This window comes from Collinsella aerofaciens (assembly GCF_028209885.1).
GTDB lineage: Bacteria > Actinomycetota > Coriobacteriia > Coriobacteriales > Coriobacteriaceae > Collinsella > Collinsella aerofaciens_BA.
This window is the reverse complement of the sequence record NZ_JAQLEM010000001.1, coordinates 27,625-42,385: the sequence shown is the minus strand read 5'-3', so window position 1 is coordinate 42,385 and position 14,761 is coordinate 27,625. Positions and strand designations below refer to the sequence as shown.

Here is a 14,761-nt window from a genome sequence, read left to right as displayed (position 1 = left end):
TGTTTGATGAAGGCGCCGAAGCCGAGATCGGCTCCGGCGCCTTTGCCTTTACAATGGGGGCATGGAACAGATTATCTTGAACATACTCGAGGCTCTGCGTCGCGGCGAGACCGTGGACGACAAAGCGCTCGTCAAACTGATACATGCCGAGGCGCGTTGTGAGGGTGCCGACAAACGCGATTTGGCCAAGCGCCGTCTGCTGCCGTTTTACCAGCGGGTAAAACGTGAGGAGCCGGCTCGTTGGGCTGGGTGGAATGTCGATGCCGAGCTGGAACGTCGACTGCTGCAGGTGCTACGCATGAAGCCTCGTCGCACGGCTTCGGGCGTGGCGACCATTACCGTCATCACCAAGCCCTGGCCATGCTCGGGCGATTGCCTATTTTGCCCCAACGATCTGCGCATGCCCAAAAGCTATCTGCACGCCGAGCCGGCGTGCGCCCGTGCGGAGCAAAATTGCTTCGATCCGTATCTGCAGGTAAGCGCTCGTCTGACCGCGCTTTCGCAGATGGGGCATGCGACCGATAAGATTGAGCTCATTGTGCTCGGCGGTACCTGGAGCGACTATCCGCAAGGGTATCAGACGTGGTTTATGTCGGAGCTCTTCCGCGCGCTCAATGACGATGCCGTGGCTGGTGTGGCGGCTAACCCCATGTTGGCGCGTCCGGGCATCAGTCGTGCCGAGGCGGGGCGTCTGCTCGATGACGCTCCCGCCGATGCCCTGCCGCCTGTGGTAGCAGAGCGCCGTGAGCGCTATCGGGCCGCCGGCATTGCGACAGACGAGGTCGAGCTTGCTGCCGGCGTTGCCGACGAGCAGGGGCGTGTGGATGCTGCCGTGGGCGGCTATAACCGTGCGGTGCGTCGTCTGTACGGTCCCGGTACGCCGTGGGACAAGGTCACTGAGTGGCAGACGGCAACGATGGAGGAGCTCGAGCGTCAGCAGCGCATCAACGAGACGGCGAAGCATCGCGTGGTGGGACTCGTTATCGAGACGCGCCCCGATGCCGTAACGCCGCAGGCGCTTACGCTCATCCGCCGCCTGGGCTGCACCAAGATCCAGATGGGTATCCAGAGCCTCGACCAGCACCTGCTCGATATCAACGAGCGTCGCATTTCGGTGGCGCAGATTGAACGGGCGTTTTCGCTTGCGCGCCTGTTTGGCTTTAAGATCCATGCGCATTTTATGCTTAACCTGCTGGGCGCCACGCCGGAGGGGGATAAGCGCGACTACGAACGCTTTATGACCGAGGGGGCCTTTATGCCCGACGAGGCCAAGGTCTATCCGTGTGCGCTCATCGAGGGCTCGCGTTTGGTGGGCTGCTACGAGCGTGGCGAGTGGCGTCCCTATACCGAGGAGGAGTTGCTTGACGTATTGGCCGACGACATCGTGGTGACGCCGGCGTTCTGTCGTATTAGCCGTATGATCCGTGACTTTAGCTCCGACGACATCATGGTGGGCAACAAGAAACCCAACCTGCGCCAGCTCGTTGAGAACCGCTTGGCGGCTCGTGGGGAAGGCGCGACGGTGCGCGAGATTCGCTTCCGCGAGATCAGTACCGCGGGCGCGAACTTAGATGAGCTGACCCTCGACGAAAGCGTAGCGTATGAGACGCCGGTGACGAGTGAACGCTTTTTGCAGTGGGTGACGCCCGAGGGCAAGATCGCGGGGTTTTTGCGCTTGTCGCTGCCCGACCACGCGTTTGTTGCCGCACATACGAATGAGTTGCCGACGACGCCGGACGAGGCAATGATTCGCGAGGTCCACGTATACGGCATGGCGGCGCGCGTGGGTGATCAGGGGCAGGCGGCGCAGCACCATGGATTGGGACGTTCGCTCGTAGAGCGTGCGTGCGAGATTGCCCGGGATGCGGGTTATGCGCGTATCAACGTGATTAGCGCGATTGGCACACGCGAGTACTATCGCCATCTTGGATTTTATGACCATGGCCTTTATCTGCAAAAGGAGCTCTAGATGAACAAGCCGAGTGTTTCTGCCGGCGTCGTTGCCGGCGTTGCTCTGGGAGCCGCGGCGCTTGGTGCGGCCGCTGTCGCTGTTCGTGCTGCCTGTCTGCAGGTCGCGCGAACCCGCAATGGGCTGGCGCGTGTGAAACGCGTGCACGATGAGGGCGGCGATGAGATTCGCGTGTTGGTGCAAGGCGGCGTCTACCAAAGCGCAAGCTACGTTGGCGAGCGTTGGGCGGAGCCCGTCTTTGCGTACTATCGCGCATTTGACGATGTGTTCGAGGCCGAAGACGCAATGCGTGATGCTTACGGGCATGGTATCGACCGTATGCTCATGCTGGGCGGCGGCGGGTTTGCCTATCCTAAGTTCGCTCTGATGTCGCACGAGGGCTTGCGCATGGACGTCATCGAGTATGACGGAGAGATTACGCGCCTGGCGCGCCGCTGGTTCTACCTAGACGAGCTGGAGCGCACGGTTGGTGATCGCCTGCGGGTGATTACCGCCGAGGCGCGATCGTATCTGGGCGTGACGAGTGTGGGGCATCGCCGCTACGACGTGGTCGTGAGCGATTGCTTTGGCGGTGCCGAGCCCGTGCGCGAGCTGGCAACCGTTGAGGCGCTACGTCTGGTGCGGGGCAGCTTGAACCCGGACGGCATCTATGTGGCCAATATCGTGAGCGCGAACGAGGGGAGCGATGTGACGTTTCTGCGCGATTGTGCTGCCACGGCGCTCGAGGTGTTCGACCACGCTTGGGTGATTCCCTGCGGCGACGCGGAGTTCGGCGGCGAGGAAAACTACCTGCTCATTGCCAGCGACGGCGACTACGCCTTTGCCGAAGCCGTGCCCTTCGACACCGACTTCCTCGGCACTGCACTCCACGACTAGCATTGGGAGTAGTCAATTTGTGACGGGCTCTATGGTTTTGTCAACCATGCGCTTCATCTATTTTCAGCATGACGCATCTGGACGCCCGGTGCCAACTCGCTTCTTCTTCGGTTGATTCCGCCCGCTAGGCCAAAAATGTCATTGGAAGTGCCAAATGAACAAGCAAGCCACTACGCAACTGCACATCTATTCCGCCTTTTTCGTTCTCGCGGGATTTGTTTTAAATCGGGGAGTGTTTCTACTTTTCCTTGCGGAGAAAGGAATGTCTGTCACGGAAATCGCGCTTTATCAAGCCCTGTTTAACATTGCGACGGTCGTCCTCGAGCTGCCAACAGGGCTGATAGGCGATTTCTTTGGAAAGAAGTTCTCGATTCAAGTGGGCGTGCTGCTGCTTTTCTTCCATACGGCTGGCGTGCTGTTGCTCTCAGGCCCCTTTCTCGTCGCGCTTTCCCTTGTTGAGGCACTCGCCTACTCCCTTCAATCGGGATCCGAACAAGCACTTTTATATGAAATTGCCCGAAATGCCGGTCAAGGAGAGCGCTTCCTCACCATCAACGCTCGGCTGCTTGCCGCGCAATCAATCGCGACGGGAGTGGCAATCGTACTTGGATCATTCATTGCCCAAGTATCTTGGAGTGCCCTCTACGTATGCGTTTCCGTTTTCTATCTTCTGCAGCTTTCCCTTCTGTATCCCATTGAGAGGACGGAAACGACCCGTTCTGAAAGCTCTGGGGAGGAAAGGTTTGACGTAGCCAAGATCTTCAGACGCGAAACCTGGTGCGTTGGAGAATCCGCTTTTGCTATATTGCTTCTCCTAATCGGCACAAGCATGCTCGACGGATTCTACGGGAGTTATTACAACTTGAATCAGTTGGTATTCGACGCGTTTCATGCTCCCGTCTCCATAATAGGAATCTTTTTCGGTGCATCCTATGCAGTAAATGCGACGGCCTACATTGCGGCAGATTTCTTCTCATCGCGTTTTGGGAAAAGAAATACCATGCTCGGCTCGATGCTAATCGAGGCGGGCCTTTTCTTGATTCTTCCGTGGTTCGCTTCAAATCCTTTGTGTTTGTTTGGCCTTAGCATGGTGCTTTGTTTCCTCCCAGAAGTGGTGTACATCACTTCGGAAAACTTAATCCAAGACGGGATAGCGGACGATCTCCGTGCGACGATCCTTTCCGCCGCGTCTCTGGTAAGGGCCCTCTTTTCTGCAATGTTTTTCTCCATATTTGGATATGTGTTGGGGTTATATCCCATTCAGATAGCGCTCGGTGTTATTGGCGCGATGGCGATAGCGATTACCGCCGTTGTTTCATTAAAAATTGGTGGAATACATGCCTTCAAGAATTGATGTATCGATTGACGAGCTGCCAGAAGTTTCGAGCCTTCTTGATGGCTACGGGTGTACGCGTTAGCTTTGAATCGGTGGGCCTTAATGCCGAGGAATATCAGCGTTTTATCGATGCTTGCGGAATAGTAATGGTCTCGGGCGAAGATTGCTATATCTTACCAGGGATGAACCGTTTAATCCTGCCCCAGACTAGTGACTTATAATTGCGGCTTCCCGTCTACGTCTGCACTAGACGTGGATGCGGGAAACTTCCCCTTAATGCAATTCACAATATGTTGAAAACTCAGGTCGTGGAACGCGATGGGTTTTAGTTTTTTTTGGTACTGCAGTCGGCAATTTACTCTGCGGGTTTGGCACTATGAAGGAATTAGGCTTTTCCTGTAACGTTAAAATTACAACGATTGGTGGTTGCAGCTCTGCTTAGCAAATCTAATCCCTGAATATTAAGCACATTACGCGACAGGTGTACTTTACTGTTCTATCCCTTTTTGCCCGTAAAGACAGGGGGTCTTCTTCCGGTTACCTTTTGTTTTTGCAGGGGAGGGGCCATTTTGACGGCTACTACATACGAGATTGATCTTATTTGCGGTCCATCGAAATCGTTGGACGACATTAAGTAGCTAAAATAGCCCCGTTCCAAAAAGACTGGTTAACAAACCCCGTGCCAAAAAGATTGGTCTTAGGCGTGGTCGCGCCAGTCGAGAACGCGCTGCTTCATGCCTTCGATGTCGAGCACGCCTTCGGCAAAGCCCTTGCGCACGAGCTCTTCGGGAACAAACTCGTCGTAGCGGTCAAAGTAAGGCACCTCGCCGGGATAGACGAGCTCGATGGGGTCGAAGTCCTTCTCGGCCTCGGCGGCGAGCACCTCAAAGAATGTCTCCTCGTCGGCCTTCATCTTAAATTGCATAAAGTACGGGCGCGACGGGTCGAGTCCGCGAAGGCCCAGCTCCGCGGCACATTTAATCTTGAGCATGCGCTCGAGTGCCAAAAAAGCGTAGCTGCCCAGCCAGGGGAAGAGCACCCAGGTGTCGCCACCCAGGTTGATGAGCGGCTTAGTTCCTGCGCCCGAAATCTCGGCCGTATGGCGAGCCTGCGCCAGACGGGCCCGCGCGTTACCCATCAGGTACGGATACGCCGCGTGCTCGTTGAGCGCCTTGCGCATACGCTCGAGTACGTGTGTATTGATGTCGCCGGGGCAGTCGCCAAAGTAGGCCGGCACCCGGCCCTTGACCTGCGTGGCAAAGACGGTGTGACGCTTCCAGTCCACTTCCTCGACAATCCAGCAATGGCCGGCGATGGCAATGCGCTTACCGGGCGGGGGCGGGTTGACAATCGTGCCCAGCTCGGCCGATTCGCTGCGAACGGTGAACTCCTCGTTTTCCTGGAACACGGCGTAGAACTTAAAGTTGTTGATGATGCGCTCGCCCGCGAGACCCATGATGAGCCCGCCGCCCTCGGTGACTTGGATATGGTCGATCTTAATGAGGTGACGCAGCAACACGCGATAGTCATCGGCCGAGATGCGATGGAAATAGCTGAGTGTGAGCACGCGCTGGGCAAGCTCTGCCGGCGTGAGTTCGCCGGTGCTGGCAAGCGTCGACATAGTCTGGTGGTAGAGCAGGCTGTAGGGGAGTCGATCGAGCTCGGGCGGCTCGACCCACTTTTCCTCGCGATAGAGTTGTACGAGCGCGATGCCCTGCAGGAGCTTCCACGGAATGGTCTCGGGCATCATCGTGCGCGGCTCGGGTTCCTCCTCGCGCATGACAAACCACATCTCGGGCGGAAGATCGCGGCGCCCCGTGCGGCCCATTCGCTGCAAAAAGGAGCTGACGGTAAACGGCGCGTCGATCTGAAACGCACGCTCCAGACGGCCGATATCGATACCGAGTTCCAGCGTGGAGGTGGTGACGGTTGTCTGTGCCTGCTCCTCGTCGCGCATGAGTTCCTCGGCCGTCTCGCGCAACGATGCCGAAAGATTGCCGTGATGGATGAGGAAACGGTCGGGCTCGTGCCGGCTCTCGCAGTAGCTGCGCAGCATGGAGCATACGGCCTCTGCTTCTTCGCGCGAGTTGGCAAAGACCAGGCACTTGCGCCCGCGGGTGTGTTCAAAGATATAGCCCATGCCGGGATCGGCGTTTTCGGGCGCGGTGTCGGTGGGGTTGAGGAGTGCCTGTTCGGGTGCTCGGGGGATGTCGACTTCGCCCTCGGGGGCTGAGGAAGTTCGGCGGTCCTTGGGAGCGGCCTTGCCCCGTGCCCGCTCACGACGTTGACGGCGCTCCTCCTGTGTGAGCTGTCCGCTGTGGCGCATGTCTTGTTCGGATGCGGGCAGCGCCGCGGGCGCCGCTGCCTCGATGCGCTCGCACGCGAGTACTTCGGCCTCTTGAGGATCTGTGCCCATGAATCCCCGCTGCTGTGCCTGGGGGCCCGAGTTGTAGAAGTGCTCCATGGAGATGCGCCACACGCGGCGCGGTTCCTCAAAACGGGGGATAACGCAGTCGCGTCCCGTTCCCTGCGAGAGAAAGGCGCCCGTGCGTCCGGGGTCGCCGATGGTAGCGGAAAGGCCAATGCGGCGAGGCTGTACGCCGGCCATGCGTGAGAGTCGCTCGATAAGGCAGAGCGTTTGCCCGCCACGGTCGCCGCGCATGAGCGAATGGACCTCGTCGATGACCACATAGCGCAGGTCGCAGAACATGCGCGGAATCGCCATGTGCTTATGGATCAGGAGCGCCTCGAGCGACTCGGGCGTAATCTGCAAGATGCCGCTCGGCTTTTTGATGAGCTTAGCCTTGTGCGACTGCGAGACATCGCCATGCCAGTGCCAGACGGGGATATCGGCCTCTTCGCAGAGGTCGTTGAGACGGACGAACTGATCATTGATGAGCGCTTTGAGGGGGCCGATGTAGAGGGCGCCCACGCTCGCGGGCGGGTTCTCCCAAAACTCGGTCAGGATGGGAAAGAAGGCTGCCTCGGTTTTGCCGGAAGCCGTGGATGCCGTTAGGAGCACATTGTCTTGTGTGTTAAAGATGGCATCTGCCGCCGCAACCTGAATGGAGCGCAGGCTCTCCCAATCGTGGGAGTAGATGAAGTCTTGGATAAACGGAGCATATCGGTCAAAGGCGTTCACGGGGCCTCCTTTCAAAAGCTAATCTCTCAACGCGGTGGGCGGTGGTTTGCTGCATTGCTGCTTCAACGTTTGCCCAGATAAAACCTGCCAAAATAAACCTGTCCCTTTTTTGGCAGGTTAGATGGTGAATTCGGCGAAATTACGGTCGCCGCCTGCGGTGTCGGTGTCGCCTGTTGCGGCTGCCGGCGCCAGCGCGTCGCCGCCGACGCTTTGCAGCAACTCGGCCACATTTGCATCGGGGTTCTGACACAGGATATCGAGCAGCTCGATAAAGTCACGAATGACCTCACGGGGCGTCAGGTGCGTATCGGCTCCCACGCGGCCAAACTCAATCTTGAGGAAGTCCACCAAGTCGTTCTCGGTAAGCGTGGGCGTCCAGCCAAAGTAGCCGGCATGGATCTGCATGAGTTTTTCGATCAGCACCAGCAACTCCTCGTAGGTGAGTGGCTGCAGGCGGATGATGGGCGCGAGCATGTCCTTAAGATCCTCGCGTGCAAAGCGGCCTTGAGCGAGTCGGCTGCGCAGGGCCTCGTAGGAGAACACGCCACGGCGGCGGTCTTCGATGGAGGTTGGCGTGCCGCCCATGATCATGCCCAGGTACTGCGCCTTGCCCTGGAGCGTGTCGTTGTACATGGTCAGGATCTTCTCGTAGTTGTATTGGCGTGTGATGGCGTTGGGAATCTTATACAGATTCACGAGCTCGTCGATGAGCACCAGCATGCCCTTGTAGCCGCTGCAGACCAAAAAGCGCGCAATGAGCTTAACGTAGTCGTACCAGTCGTCATCGCTGATGATGGTCGAGGAGCCCAGCTCGGCGCGAGCCTCGCTCTTGGTGCGGTATTCGCCGCGGATCCATTTGGTCACGCGGCTCATAGCTTCTTCGTCGTCCTCGGATACGGCCGCGCGGTAGCGGCGGAGCATGCGGGTGAAGTCGAAGCCGTGGACCATTTCCTCGAGCGGGGCCAGTTGGGCATTGACGGCCGACTCGTCGACGTCGGCACACGAGGCGACCCAGCGATCCAGAATAAGGTTGAGCGCACCGCCCTCAGGGCGCGTCTTGGTCGATATGTTGCGGATGAGCTCACGGTAGGTGGCAAGGCCCTGTCCCTGGCCGCCCTGCAGACGGCGCTCAGGGGATAGGTCGGCATCGGCCACGACGAATCCCTCGCCCATGGCGTGCGTGCGGATCGTCTGGAGCAAAAAGCTCTTGCCGGCGCCGTAGCGACCGACTAGGAAACGGAAGCTTGCGCCGCCATCGGCGATGAGGCTCAGGTCGGTGAGCAGAGCGCGAATCTCGACCTCTCGCCCCACGGTGATATAGGGAAGGCCGATGCGCGGGACAACGCCGCCCTTGAGCGAGTTGAGAATGACGGCGGCGACGCGCTTGGGCACGCGGGGTGCTGCGGATGCGGTATCACTCATGGTCTAAGTATCCTCTCACGTCTGCTTCGTAGTCCTCGATAATGCGCGGTCCTGCCGCGCCAAATTCAATTACGGTGTCACCCACCAGGTCAAAGAGCGCTTCGTTGATGCTGTCGACGAGCATGTCTTCACTCTTGCCCGACTTTGCCACCGCCGATGCCGTCTGCGCTGCGTTTTGCTCGAGTAGTGCTCGAAGATAGGCGTTTGCTGCAGGATTGAGTGCGGACGCAGTGTCGGCGGGCGTGGGCGCTGGTGCGAGGAGCGGGGCTACGACGCCAAACTGCTCGGTGGAGATGGTCGGCTCGCTAGCCTCGTCCTGCTGCATGGTCGTCGCGACTGGCTCGGCGATCGTGTCGGCCACGGGCTCGGCTTCCCGTCGCTCGGCAACTGCCGCCTCGGCATCCGCAAGCGTGCCGTCCTCGCGCTCTTCGTCGATTAAAAGTGCTTCGCGCGTTTGCGCAGCGGCGCTCCGAATGTGCCCCAGCTGAGTCAGGTCGATATCGATCTTGACGGGCTGGTGTGCGGCGTCCCACGAAAGCCATGCCACAATCTCGTCATCGATAATCTTGGCCAGATATTTGGGGACCTTTTCTTCCTTAAGGGGATGGGCGGGGTCCAGCGCCAGGCGCAGGCGTTGGTCGCAGGCGCGCATCATTTCACCGAGCTTGCTGCTCTTTTGCCTACTACCATGGATACGCATACATTCCCAAAAGCCGTTTTGGCAACGGTAGATATGGATGGGATCCAGGCGGTATTCGCAGTTCTCGTGGCGCTCGGGCGCAAAGAATACGGCCGAGGCAAACATGGTGTAGGGCATGGCCGTCTCCTCCCCAAACAAGCTCGCTACGATGCCGGTCTTTCGATGCGTGTCGTAGTAGCGCGCCATGCGGACATACGCGGCGCATGCCACGTGGCGCAGATCGCGGTGGTGGCTGCGGTCGAGCCGCGAGTTACTTAGGTTGTACGTGGAGAGGGCGTTGATGGCGGCCATGAGTCGCTCCTCGCGCACCTCATCGGGCGGAAGGGGGAGCGTGGGCTCGGAGGTTTTGCGACGTTTGGGGGTCTGGTCGGACGGTGCCGGTGCCGGTACAAGGTCTCGTGCCGCGCGCCGCAGCTCGATAAGGGCGTTATCGAACATGACGGTTTTAGAGTCGCGGAGCAGCTTGGGGTCGAGCCCATGGAATACGGCGTAATCCTGCAACCACACGCGTGCAAACCGATCAATGCCGGGCTCGAAGGCGCGATAGACATCCCAAAAGGCCTTGATCTTGTTAAAACCGTCGAGCGGGTCATCTACGCCAATGCCGCAAATCAGCTCATAGAGATACAGAAAGGCAAAGGACGTAGACGTTTCCTCGACGGTTCCGCGGCGCACTTGGGCACGCCAGGTAAAGTAGCCGCGCAGCTGCCGGTCGCTCATGGCGTTGTAGGTGGGAAAGTACGATTTAAAGGTGCCGTTGTAGGGACAGTCGTCCTCAAAGTCGGCCATCAGCAGGCCCTGGCGGTAAAAAAGCTCGGCTTCCGAAAGCCAGCGGCCCGCACCGCCCTTGGGGTCATCCTGCCAGCGCGATATCTCGCGCATTTTACGGTACTGGTCGGGGAGGAAATTCTGCATCTGTCGGCCGGTTTTGAGAATCGGCTCGTCTGCGTAGATTTCGTTTGAGAAGCGGGTGGACTGATGGGTCCGGGCCTCGGCCATAATGCGCTCGATGAGCATCTTGATGTCCTGGTCGGCCACCGCTTCTCCTCTCCTAACGCAGCTACGGTGACCTCATATCATAGCACAGCATCAAACAGATGTTCGAGATACCGCTGCGTTGATAGATTTAGAACAGGAGGGCGTAGATGACGGCGATGACGACGGAGGGGAGCATATTGGCCGTGCGGAAGGTCTGAGGACGGATGAGGTTGACGCCGACGCAGAAGATGAGCATGGAGCCTACGAGCGAAAGGCTGTCGAGGGCTGCCGCGGTCATGATGGGGGAGAGCGCGCCGGCAAACAACGTGATCGTCCCCTGGAACACGGCGACGGGCAGGGCGGAGAAAATGCAGCCGCGGCCAAGCGACGCCGTCATGGTGCAGACGATGATGCAGTCCAATGCGCCTTTCAAGGCAAGCGTTGACCAGTCACCGAGCAGACCGTCCTGGATCGATCCCACGATAGCCATGGCACCGATGCAGACGGTCAGCGATGTCGAGACAAAAGCGTTGGTGAACTCGTTATCGCCCTCACTGCCAGTCTTGCGCTTGAGCCATTCGCCAAGGTTCTCGATGGCGGCCTCCAAGTTGATGGCCTCGCCGATGAGCGAACCGAGCGCAAATGAGACGATGAGCATGGTGGTACCGGTGGTCGCTAGCGCCTTTCCATCGATGATGAGCATCTTTTGCATGGTGCCGCCCAGGCCGATAAACAGGACGCACAGCCCCGATGCTTTCATGAGCGTGTCTTGGATGCGCGGTGTAATGAAGCGGCCGCCCGCTAATCCCAAAAGACCGCCCGCAACTAAAAGCACAACGTTGATGATTGTTCCCAAGCCCGGCATGAGCCCTCCTGTATTGATGCCAACGTGGCAATCGTAGCAGAACGAAATGCGAGGCACATCGCGACTCATCTAATACGTTATATAAGTGGTGTTAGGAATGATGCGCAGCATTTAAGCCTCAGGTGGTTGTCGGGACATAGGGATAGTATTCAAAGCGCAGTGTCATAAGCCGCTGCGGGAATTCAATAGCCGCGGCGATGATATTGGCATCGCGGGCACGATCAAACCCTTCGAGTTCGATCTGATACGAGACGTCTTGCATAATGTCCAGACGCCGCCAGGCTAGGAGTGTGTCGCCATCGAATTCCAAGGTCTTGCCTCCATCTGGAGCAACGGCGTATAGACGCAGCTTGGCGGTGGTTGCAGGGTCGACAACCGTGACCTTTTTAATTTCGTTTCGAGTATTCTTGGCGCCCAACAAGGTGAGCAGTGTTGGGGCCACGACCTCGCCCGATGGCAAAAAGACGACTTCGATGGATTCGGGAAATGCGATGATGGCCGACTTGCGGACGGGTTGATTGGCGGCGGCAACTTCGATGTTCGCAGCGTCGATGACCTCTGTGTGGTCGAGCGCGGCAAGCACGCAGCAGTTACCTTCATCGATCTCTTGAGGATCAGCAAGCCCCAGACTGTCCGCGAGTTCGGAATCGTTTGGATCGGTAGCGGGTTCATTCGGTGCTTCGAGAGAAGCTGGGACGCTGTTTGTCGGCGACGGCGTGTCGCCCGCACCTGCTTCTTTGTCCGCGCTCTCTTCTTGTATGGTTGCGTTGATGGGTTCGTCGTTTGGGGGGAGCGTCTTGGCGTCAAACGCGGAGGGGAGAATTCCGATAGCTCCGGATCCGTTCCACTCCATTTCGAGAAGCGCCGGGTCGGCAAGAATGCGTTGCCTGCTTTGCGCGTGGGAATCGATTTCAAAAGGACCTGCCTCTATCCCTCGTGTAAGGCTGAGTGATCCGGCTGGCTTCTCGAAATGAGCGTCTGTGTCTTTGGTGCTGACGGCGTAGAACAGCAGGGACGCTTCTCCCGCCGCGATAACATCGGTACCGGCTTTGGTCAGCCGCAACGATGCCGTGAATGAGAGGGTGGGCTGCGCATCGTCTGCATTCGCGGCGGCGCAGCCCAGACATATACCGCCTCCTTTCTCGAAAAACGCACCGTCGAAGGCGACCTTCGCTCCGTTCGCCGAGTCATCGACCGAAGCGATGTCGATGCGCAGCTCTAAATTGCATGGATCGCCATCCGCATCGAGCACAACCGAGCGCCACGTGCAGACGGCGCACCCCGCCTGGGAGCCGTTTGCCTTGTTCGAACGCTTGATATCCACGACTATCGAGCCGTCCGTATTACGACGAAGGCATCCCGAGGTTGAGATCACGGCCTGTGCGATCGAAAAACGCTCGCACGCAATGGCGCTCGACGGATTTGGTGCGGAACTTAGGGCTACTGGTAAGGAGTCTGCCATGACGGGAGTCGCCCAAGCGGCGACAGGCGTTCCGGTTGCGAGCGCGCCGCAGAGTGCGACGACGGGCAAAAGGTTCTTCGATGCCATGGGGTCTCCTTAGCTAATTTAGTGCGGCCTGTCCGTGTTTTGTTTCTGGCTGCGTTTGATGTGCAGACCGAGGCCGGCGGTTCCCGCGCCTGCTGCTGTGGCGCCTGCTGCCAAGAGCCATCGTCTGTCGCCTGTCTGCGCCAACGGTTCCTCGCGGTCGCCGCGGTCGAGCTCCGAGAGGTCGACCGTCACTTGCGTGGCGGCCTGCGCCTGTTCTTGCTGGGCAAAGGCCATGGCTGGCCCAAACGCTAGGATGCTGACGGCGGCGGCCAGGGCGACGGCCTTATGCCGTGTGCGCACCGGGCTCGACCGTCCAGGTGATCGTCGCAACCTGATCGCCTTCGCCGGTTACGCGGAAGATGTCGCGCGTGACGCGGGCGACGTTTCCGCTTGTCTTGAGCTTGATTTTGTCCGTGCCGCCGGCAATGCCCTGGTAGCCCATGTCGAAGGCTGCATTCTTGGAAAGATCGAGGCCCGTCCCTTGCGCGGCGGCGCTGGCGTTCTGGAGCGCGCCGTCGGGGCCGACCTTAAAGTCGATGGAGTTCTGCGCGGTTCCGGCCTTGGCGTCGGCGGCAATGGTCCAGGTGTTCATGGCGTCGATCTTCATGTTGGTGACATGGATGCCGTAGGCCGAATGATTGTCGATGGTGGTCGCGTCTTCTGAGGGGCCCTGAAGCGTGCCGTCGGCCTTGGCGACGAAGGGAATAACCGTCGGAACTTTGAACTCAACGTTGTCGATCTCGGTCCTGACCATTACCTTCGTGGTTCCAACGCGCCCGGCTGCCATAGCTGGCGTCGGGGCGGCGCCCATTGCGAGCGCGAGCGCGAGCCCTGTGCCCACGACGAGCGCTCTGACTCCGTTCATGTTCCTGGTGATGTCCATGGTCGTTCCTTTCTATTCGCCGCGGGCCGTCCCCGCGATGATTGGACGAATGCTGGTGAATTGCATGCGGTGCCGTGTCGGCCGGAAGGCTAGTTCTCGGTTTGCTCAACCCGTACCTTGACACGTGTCGGATTGCCGTGGCTGTCGAGGGTCTTTGCATCGAGTGCCTGAATCTCGATGTACGCCTCGCCTTCTTTGATGTCGCCGGCGGGGCACGTCTCGATTGTCTTGCCGGTCTCGACCACGCCGGATTCGTACATGGTCTCGTCGTTTTGGATGACGCGGAATCGCTGGGGAAATTTATTGTCTTGGACGTTTTGCACGTTGACGCGCAGTTTGCCGTCCTCCTGCAGCTGAGCGACCGGCGCGACCGAAATCGTCATCATGTTGTCGCGGACGATGGCGTCGAGCTCATCTTGGATTTCCTGGCGCGTTTTGCCCTCGGCCGTCGTAACCGAAGCGCCCGCCTCGGGTACGGGCTGCGACTGCCAAACGTATAGTCCTACGGCGACAAGGGCACAGACGATGGCCAAGCAGGCAACGATGAGCTTCTTGCGACGACCCAGGCCTGCAAAGTGGGGTGGCTTCTTCGCGCTCATGCGGCATCCTTGGCGGTATAGATGCGCGCAAAGGTGGACGGGTCCGCTCCAAAGAGCATGTGAAGCATCAGACGGCGCGAGTAGACGAGCTCGTCGAAGTCGGGAGGGAGCTCGATGTCGTGGATATGCGCGATGTGGTGGGCGAGCGCCGAGAACGACTCGGGGTCGCAGATCACATCGGTGGTAACGTGGTAGACCGTCGTATCGGGGAATGCCTCTTCGTCGAAAGGCAGGAGATGGGGATCGTCGTCGACTTCGATGGCGATGCCGTACTGGGGCCAGTAATATGCCATGGGAACCTCCCTGCTTCTGGGCCAAAACTTCTATCGGTTTTGGCTGTCGATGCCGACGGTATCAGCCGCTACTTGACCAATTTCTGACCAAATGCTTGACGGATTGGCGTCTCCGCAGGTAAAAGGCGGCAAAAAATACTCCAACTTTT

12 protein-coding genes are annotated in these 14,761 nt (G+C 58.9%); 3 read left to right on the top strand and 9 right to left on the bottom strand.

Annotated features, from left to right (window positions below; genetic code table 11):
- Positions 1-61: 61 nt before the first annotated feature.
- From PMX21_RS00175 to PMX21_RS00165, 3 genes are all read left to right on the top strand, one after another.
- A complete protein-coding gene (locus PMX21_RS00175) occupies positions 62-1,969 on the top strand; it encodes an elongator complex protein 3 (protein ID WP_271756977.1) in 1,908 nt (635 codons plus the stop codon).
- Positions 1,970-2,845, top strand: a complete 876-nt coding sequence (locus tag PMX21_RS00170) for a spermidine synthase (protein WP_271756975.1) — start codon at positions 1,970-1,972, stop codon at positions 2,843-2,845.
- Between the two features lie 154 nt (positions 2,846-2,999).
- A complete protein-coding gene (locus PMX21_RS00165) occupies positions 3,000-4,199 on the top strand; it encodes an MFS transporter (protein ID WP_055287134.1) in 1,200 nt (399 codons plus the stop codon).
- Positions 4,200-4,878: 679 nt separating this feature from the next.
- Here PMX21_RS00165 and PMX21_RS00160 read toward each other — a convergent pair.
- The 9 genes from PMX21_RS00160 to PMX21_RS00120 all read right to left on the bottom strand — a co-directional run bounded on the left by PMX21_RS00160 (position 4,879) and on the right by PMX21_RS00120 (position 14,612).
- A complete protein-coding gene (locus PMX21_RS00160) occupies positions 4,879-7,323 on the bottom strand; it encodes a DEAD/DEAH box helicase (RefSeq protein WP_271756974.1) in 2,445 nt (814 codons plus the stop codon).
- Between the two features lie 117 nt (positions 7,324-7,440).
- Positions 7,441-8,745, bottom strand: coding sequence for an ATP-binding protein (locus tag PMX21_RS00155; RefSeq protein ID WP_055287138.1), 1,305 nt, complete (start codon positions 8,743-8,745; stop codon positions 7,441-7,443).
- On the bottom strand, positions 8,738-10,483 hold the full coding sequence (locus PMX21_RS00150; protein ID WP_271756973.1) for a TerB N-terminal domain-containing protein: 1,746 nt from the start codon (positions 10,481-10,483) through the stop codon (positions 8,738-8,740). The genes PMX21_RS00155 and PMX21_RS00150 overlap by 8 nt, the downstream gene beginning before the upstream one ends.
- 88 nt (positions 10,484-10,571) lie before the next feature.
- On the bottom strand, positions 10,572-11,288 hold the full coding sequence (locus PMX21_RS00145) for a DUF554 domain-containing protein (RefSeq protein ID WP_271756972.1): 717 nt from the start codon (positions 11,286-11,288) through the stop codon (positions 10,572-10,574).
- A 118-nt stretch (positions 11,289-11,406) separates the two neighbouring features.
- Positions 11,407-12,837, bottom strand: coding sequence for a hypothetical protein (locus PMX21_RS00140; protein ID WP_271756971.1), 1,431 nt, complete (start codon positions 12,835-12,837; stop codon positions 11,407-11,409).
- A gap of 18 nt (positions 12,838-12,855) precedes the next feature.
- The gene (locus tag PMX21_RS00135; protein WP_035137055.1) at positions 12,856-13,137 is read right to left on the bottom strand and encodes a hypothetical protein; all 282 of its coding nucleotides are present in this window, start codon (positions 13,135-13,137) and stop codon (positions 12,856-12,858) included.
- Positions 13,121-13,720 (bottom strand): hypothetical protein, encoded by a 600-nt coding sequence (locus PMX21_RS00130; protein ID WP_035137056.1) that lies wholly within the window; start codon positions 13,718-13,720, stop codon positions 13,121-13,123. The genes PMX21_RS00135 and PMX21_RS00130 overlap by 17 nt, the downstream gene beginning before the upstream one ends.
- An 89-nt stretch (positions 13,721-13,809) precedes the next feature.
- The gene (locus tag PMX21_RS00125) at positions 13,810-14,319 is read right to left on the bottom strand and encodes a hypothetical protein (RefSeq protein WP_035137057.1); all 510 of its coding nucleotides are present in this window, start codon (positions 14,317-14,319) and stop codon (positions 13,810-13,812) included.
- Positions 14,316-14,612, bottom strand: coding sequence for a hypothetical protein (locus PMX21_RS00120; protein ID WP_055287150.1), 297 nt, complete (start codon positions 14,610-14,612; stop codon positions 14,316-14,318). Before PMX21_RS00120 ends, PMX21_RS00125 begins: the two co-directional genes overlap by 4 nt.
- Between the last annotated feature and the right edge of the window lie 149 nt (positions 14,613-14,761).

Excerpts from the sequence above, each read along its gene's own strand:
- PMX21_RS00175 (WP_271756977.1), top strand. The coding sequence starts at position 62 with ATGGAACAGATTATCTTGAACATACTCGAGGCTCTGCGTCGCGGCGAG.
- PMX21_RS00170 (WP_271756975.1), top strand. The coding sequence starts at position 1,970 with ATGAACAAGCCGAGTGTTTCTGCCGGCGTCGTTGCCGGCGTTGCTCTG.
- PMX21_RS00165 (WP_055287134.1), top strand. The coding sequence starts at position 3,000 with ATGAACAAGCAAGCCACTACGCAACTGCACATCTATTCCGCCTTTTTC.
- PMX21_RS00155 (WP_055287138.1), bottom strand. The coding sequence starts at position 8,745 with ATGAGTGATACCGCATCCGCAGCACCCCGCGTGCCCAAGCGCGTCGCC.
- PMX21_RS00145 (WP_271756972.1), bottom strand. The coding sequence starts at position 11,288 with ATGCCGGGCTTGGGAACAATCATCAACGTTGTGCTTTTAGTTGCGGGC.
- PMX21_RS00140 (WP_271756971.1), bottom strand. The coding sequence starts at position 12,837 with ATGGCATCGAAGAACCTTTTGCCCGTCGTCGCACTCTGCGGCGCGCTC.
- PMX21_RS00130 (WP_035137056.1), bottom strand. The coding sequence starts at position 13,720 with ATGGACATCACCAGGAACATGAACGGAGTCAGAGCGCTCGTCGTGGGC.
- PMX21_RS00125 (WP_035137057.1), bottom strand. The coding sequence starts at position 14,319 with ATGAGCGCGAAGAAGCCACCCCACTTTGCAGGCCTGGGTCGTCGCAAG.
- PMX21_RS00120 (WP_055287150.1), bottom strand. The coding sequence starts at position 14,612 with ATGGCATATTACTGGCCCCAGTACGGCATCGCCATCGAAGTCGACGAC.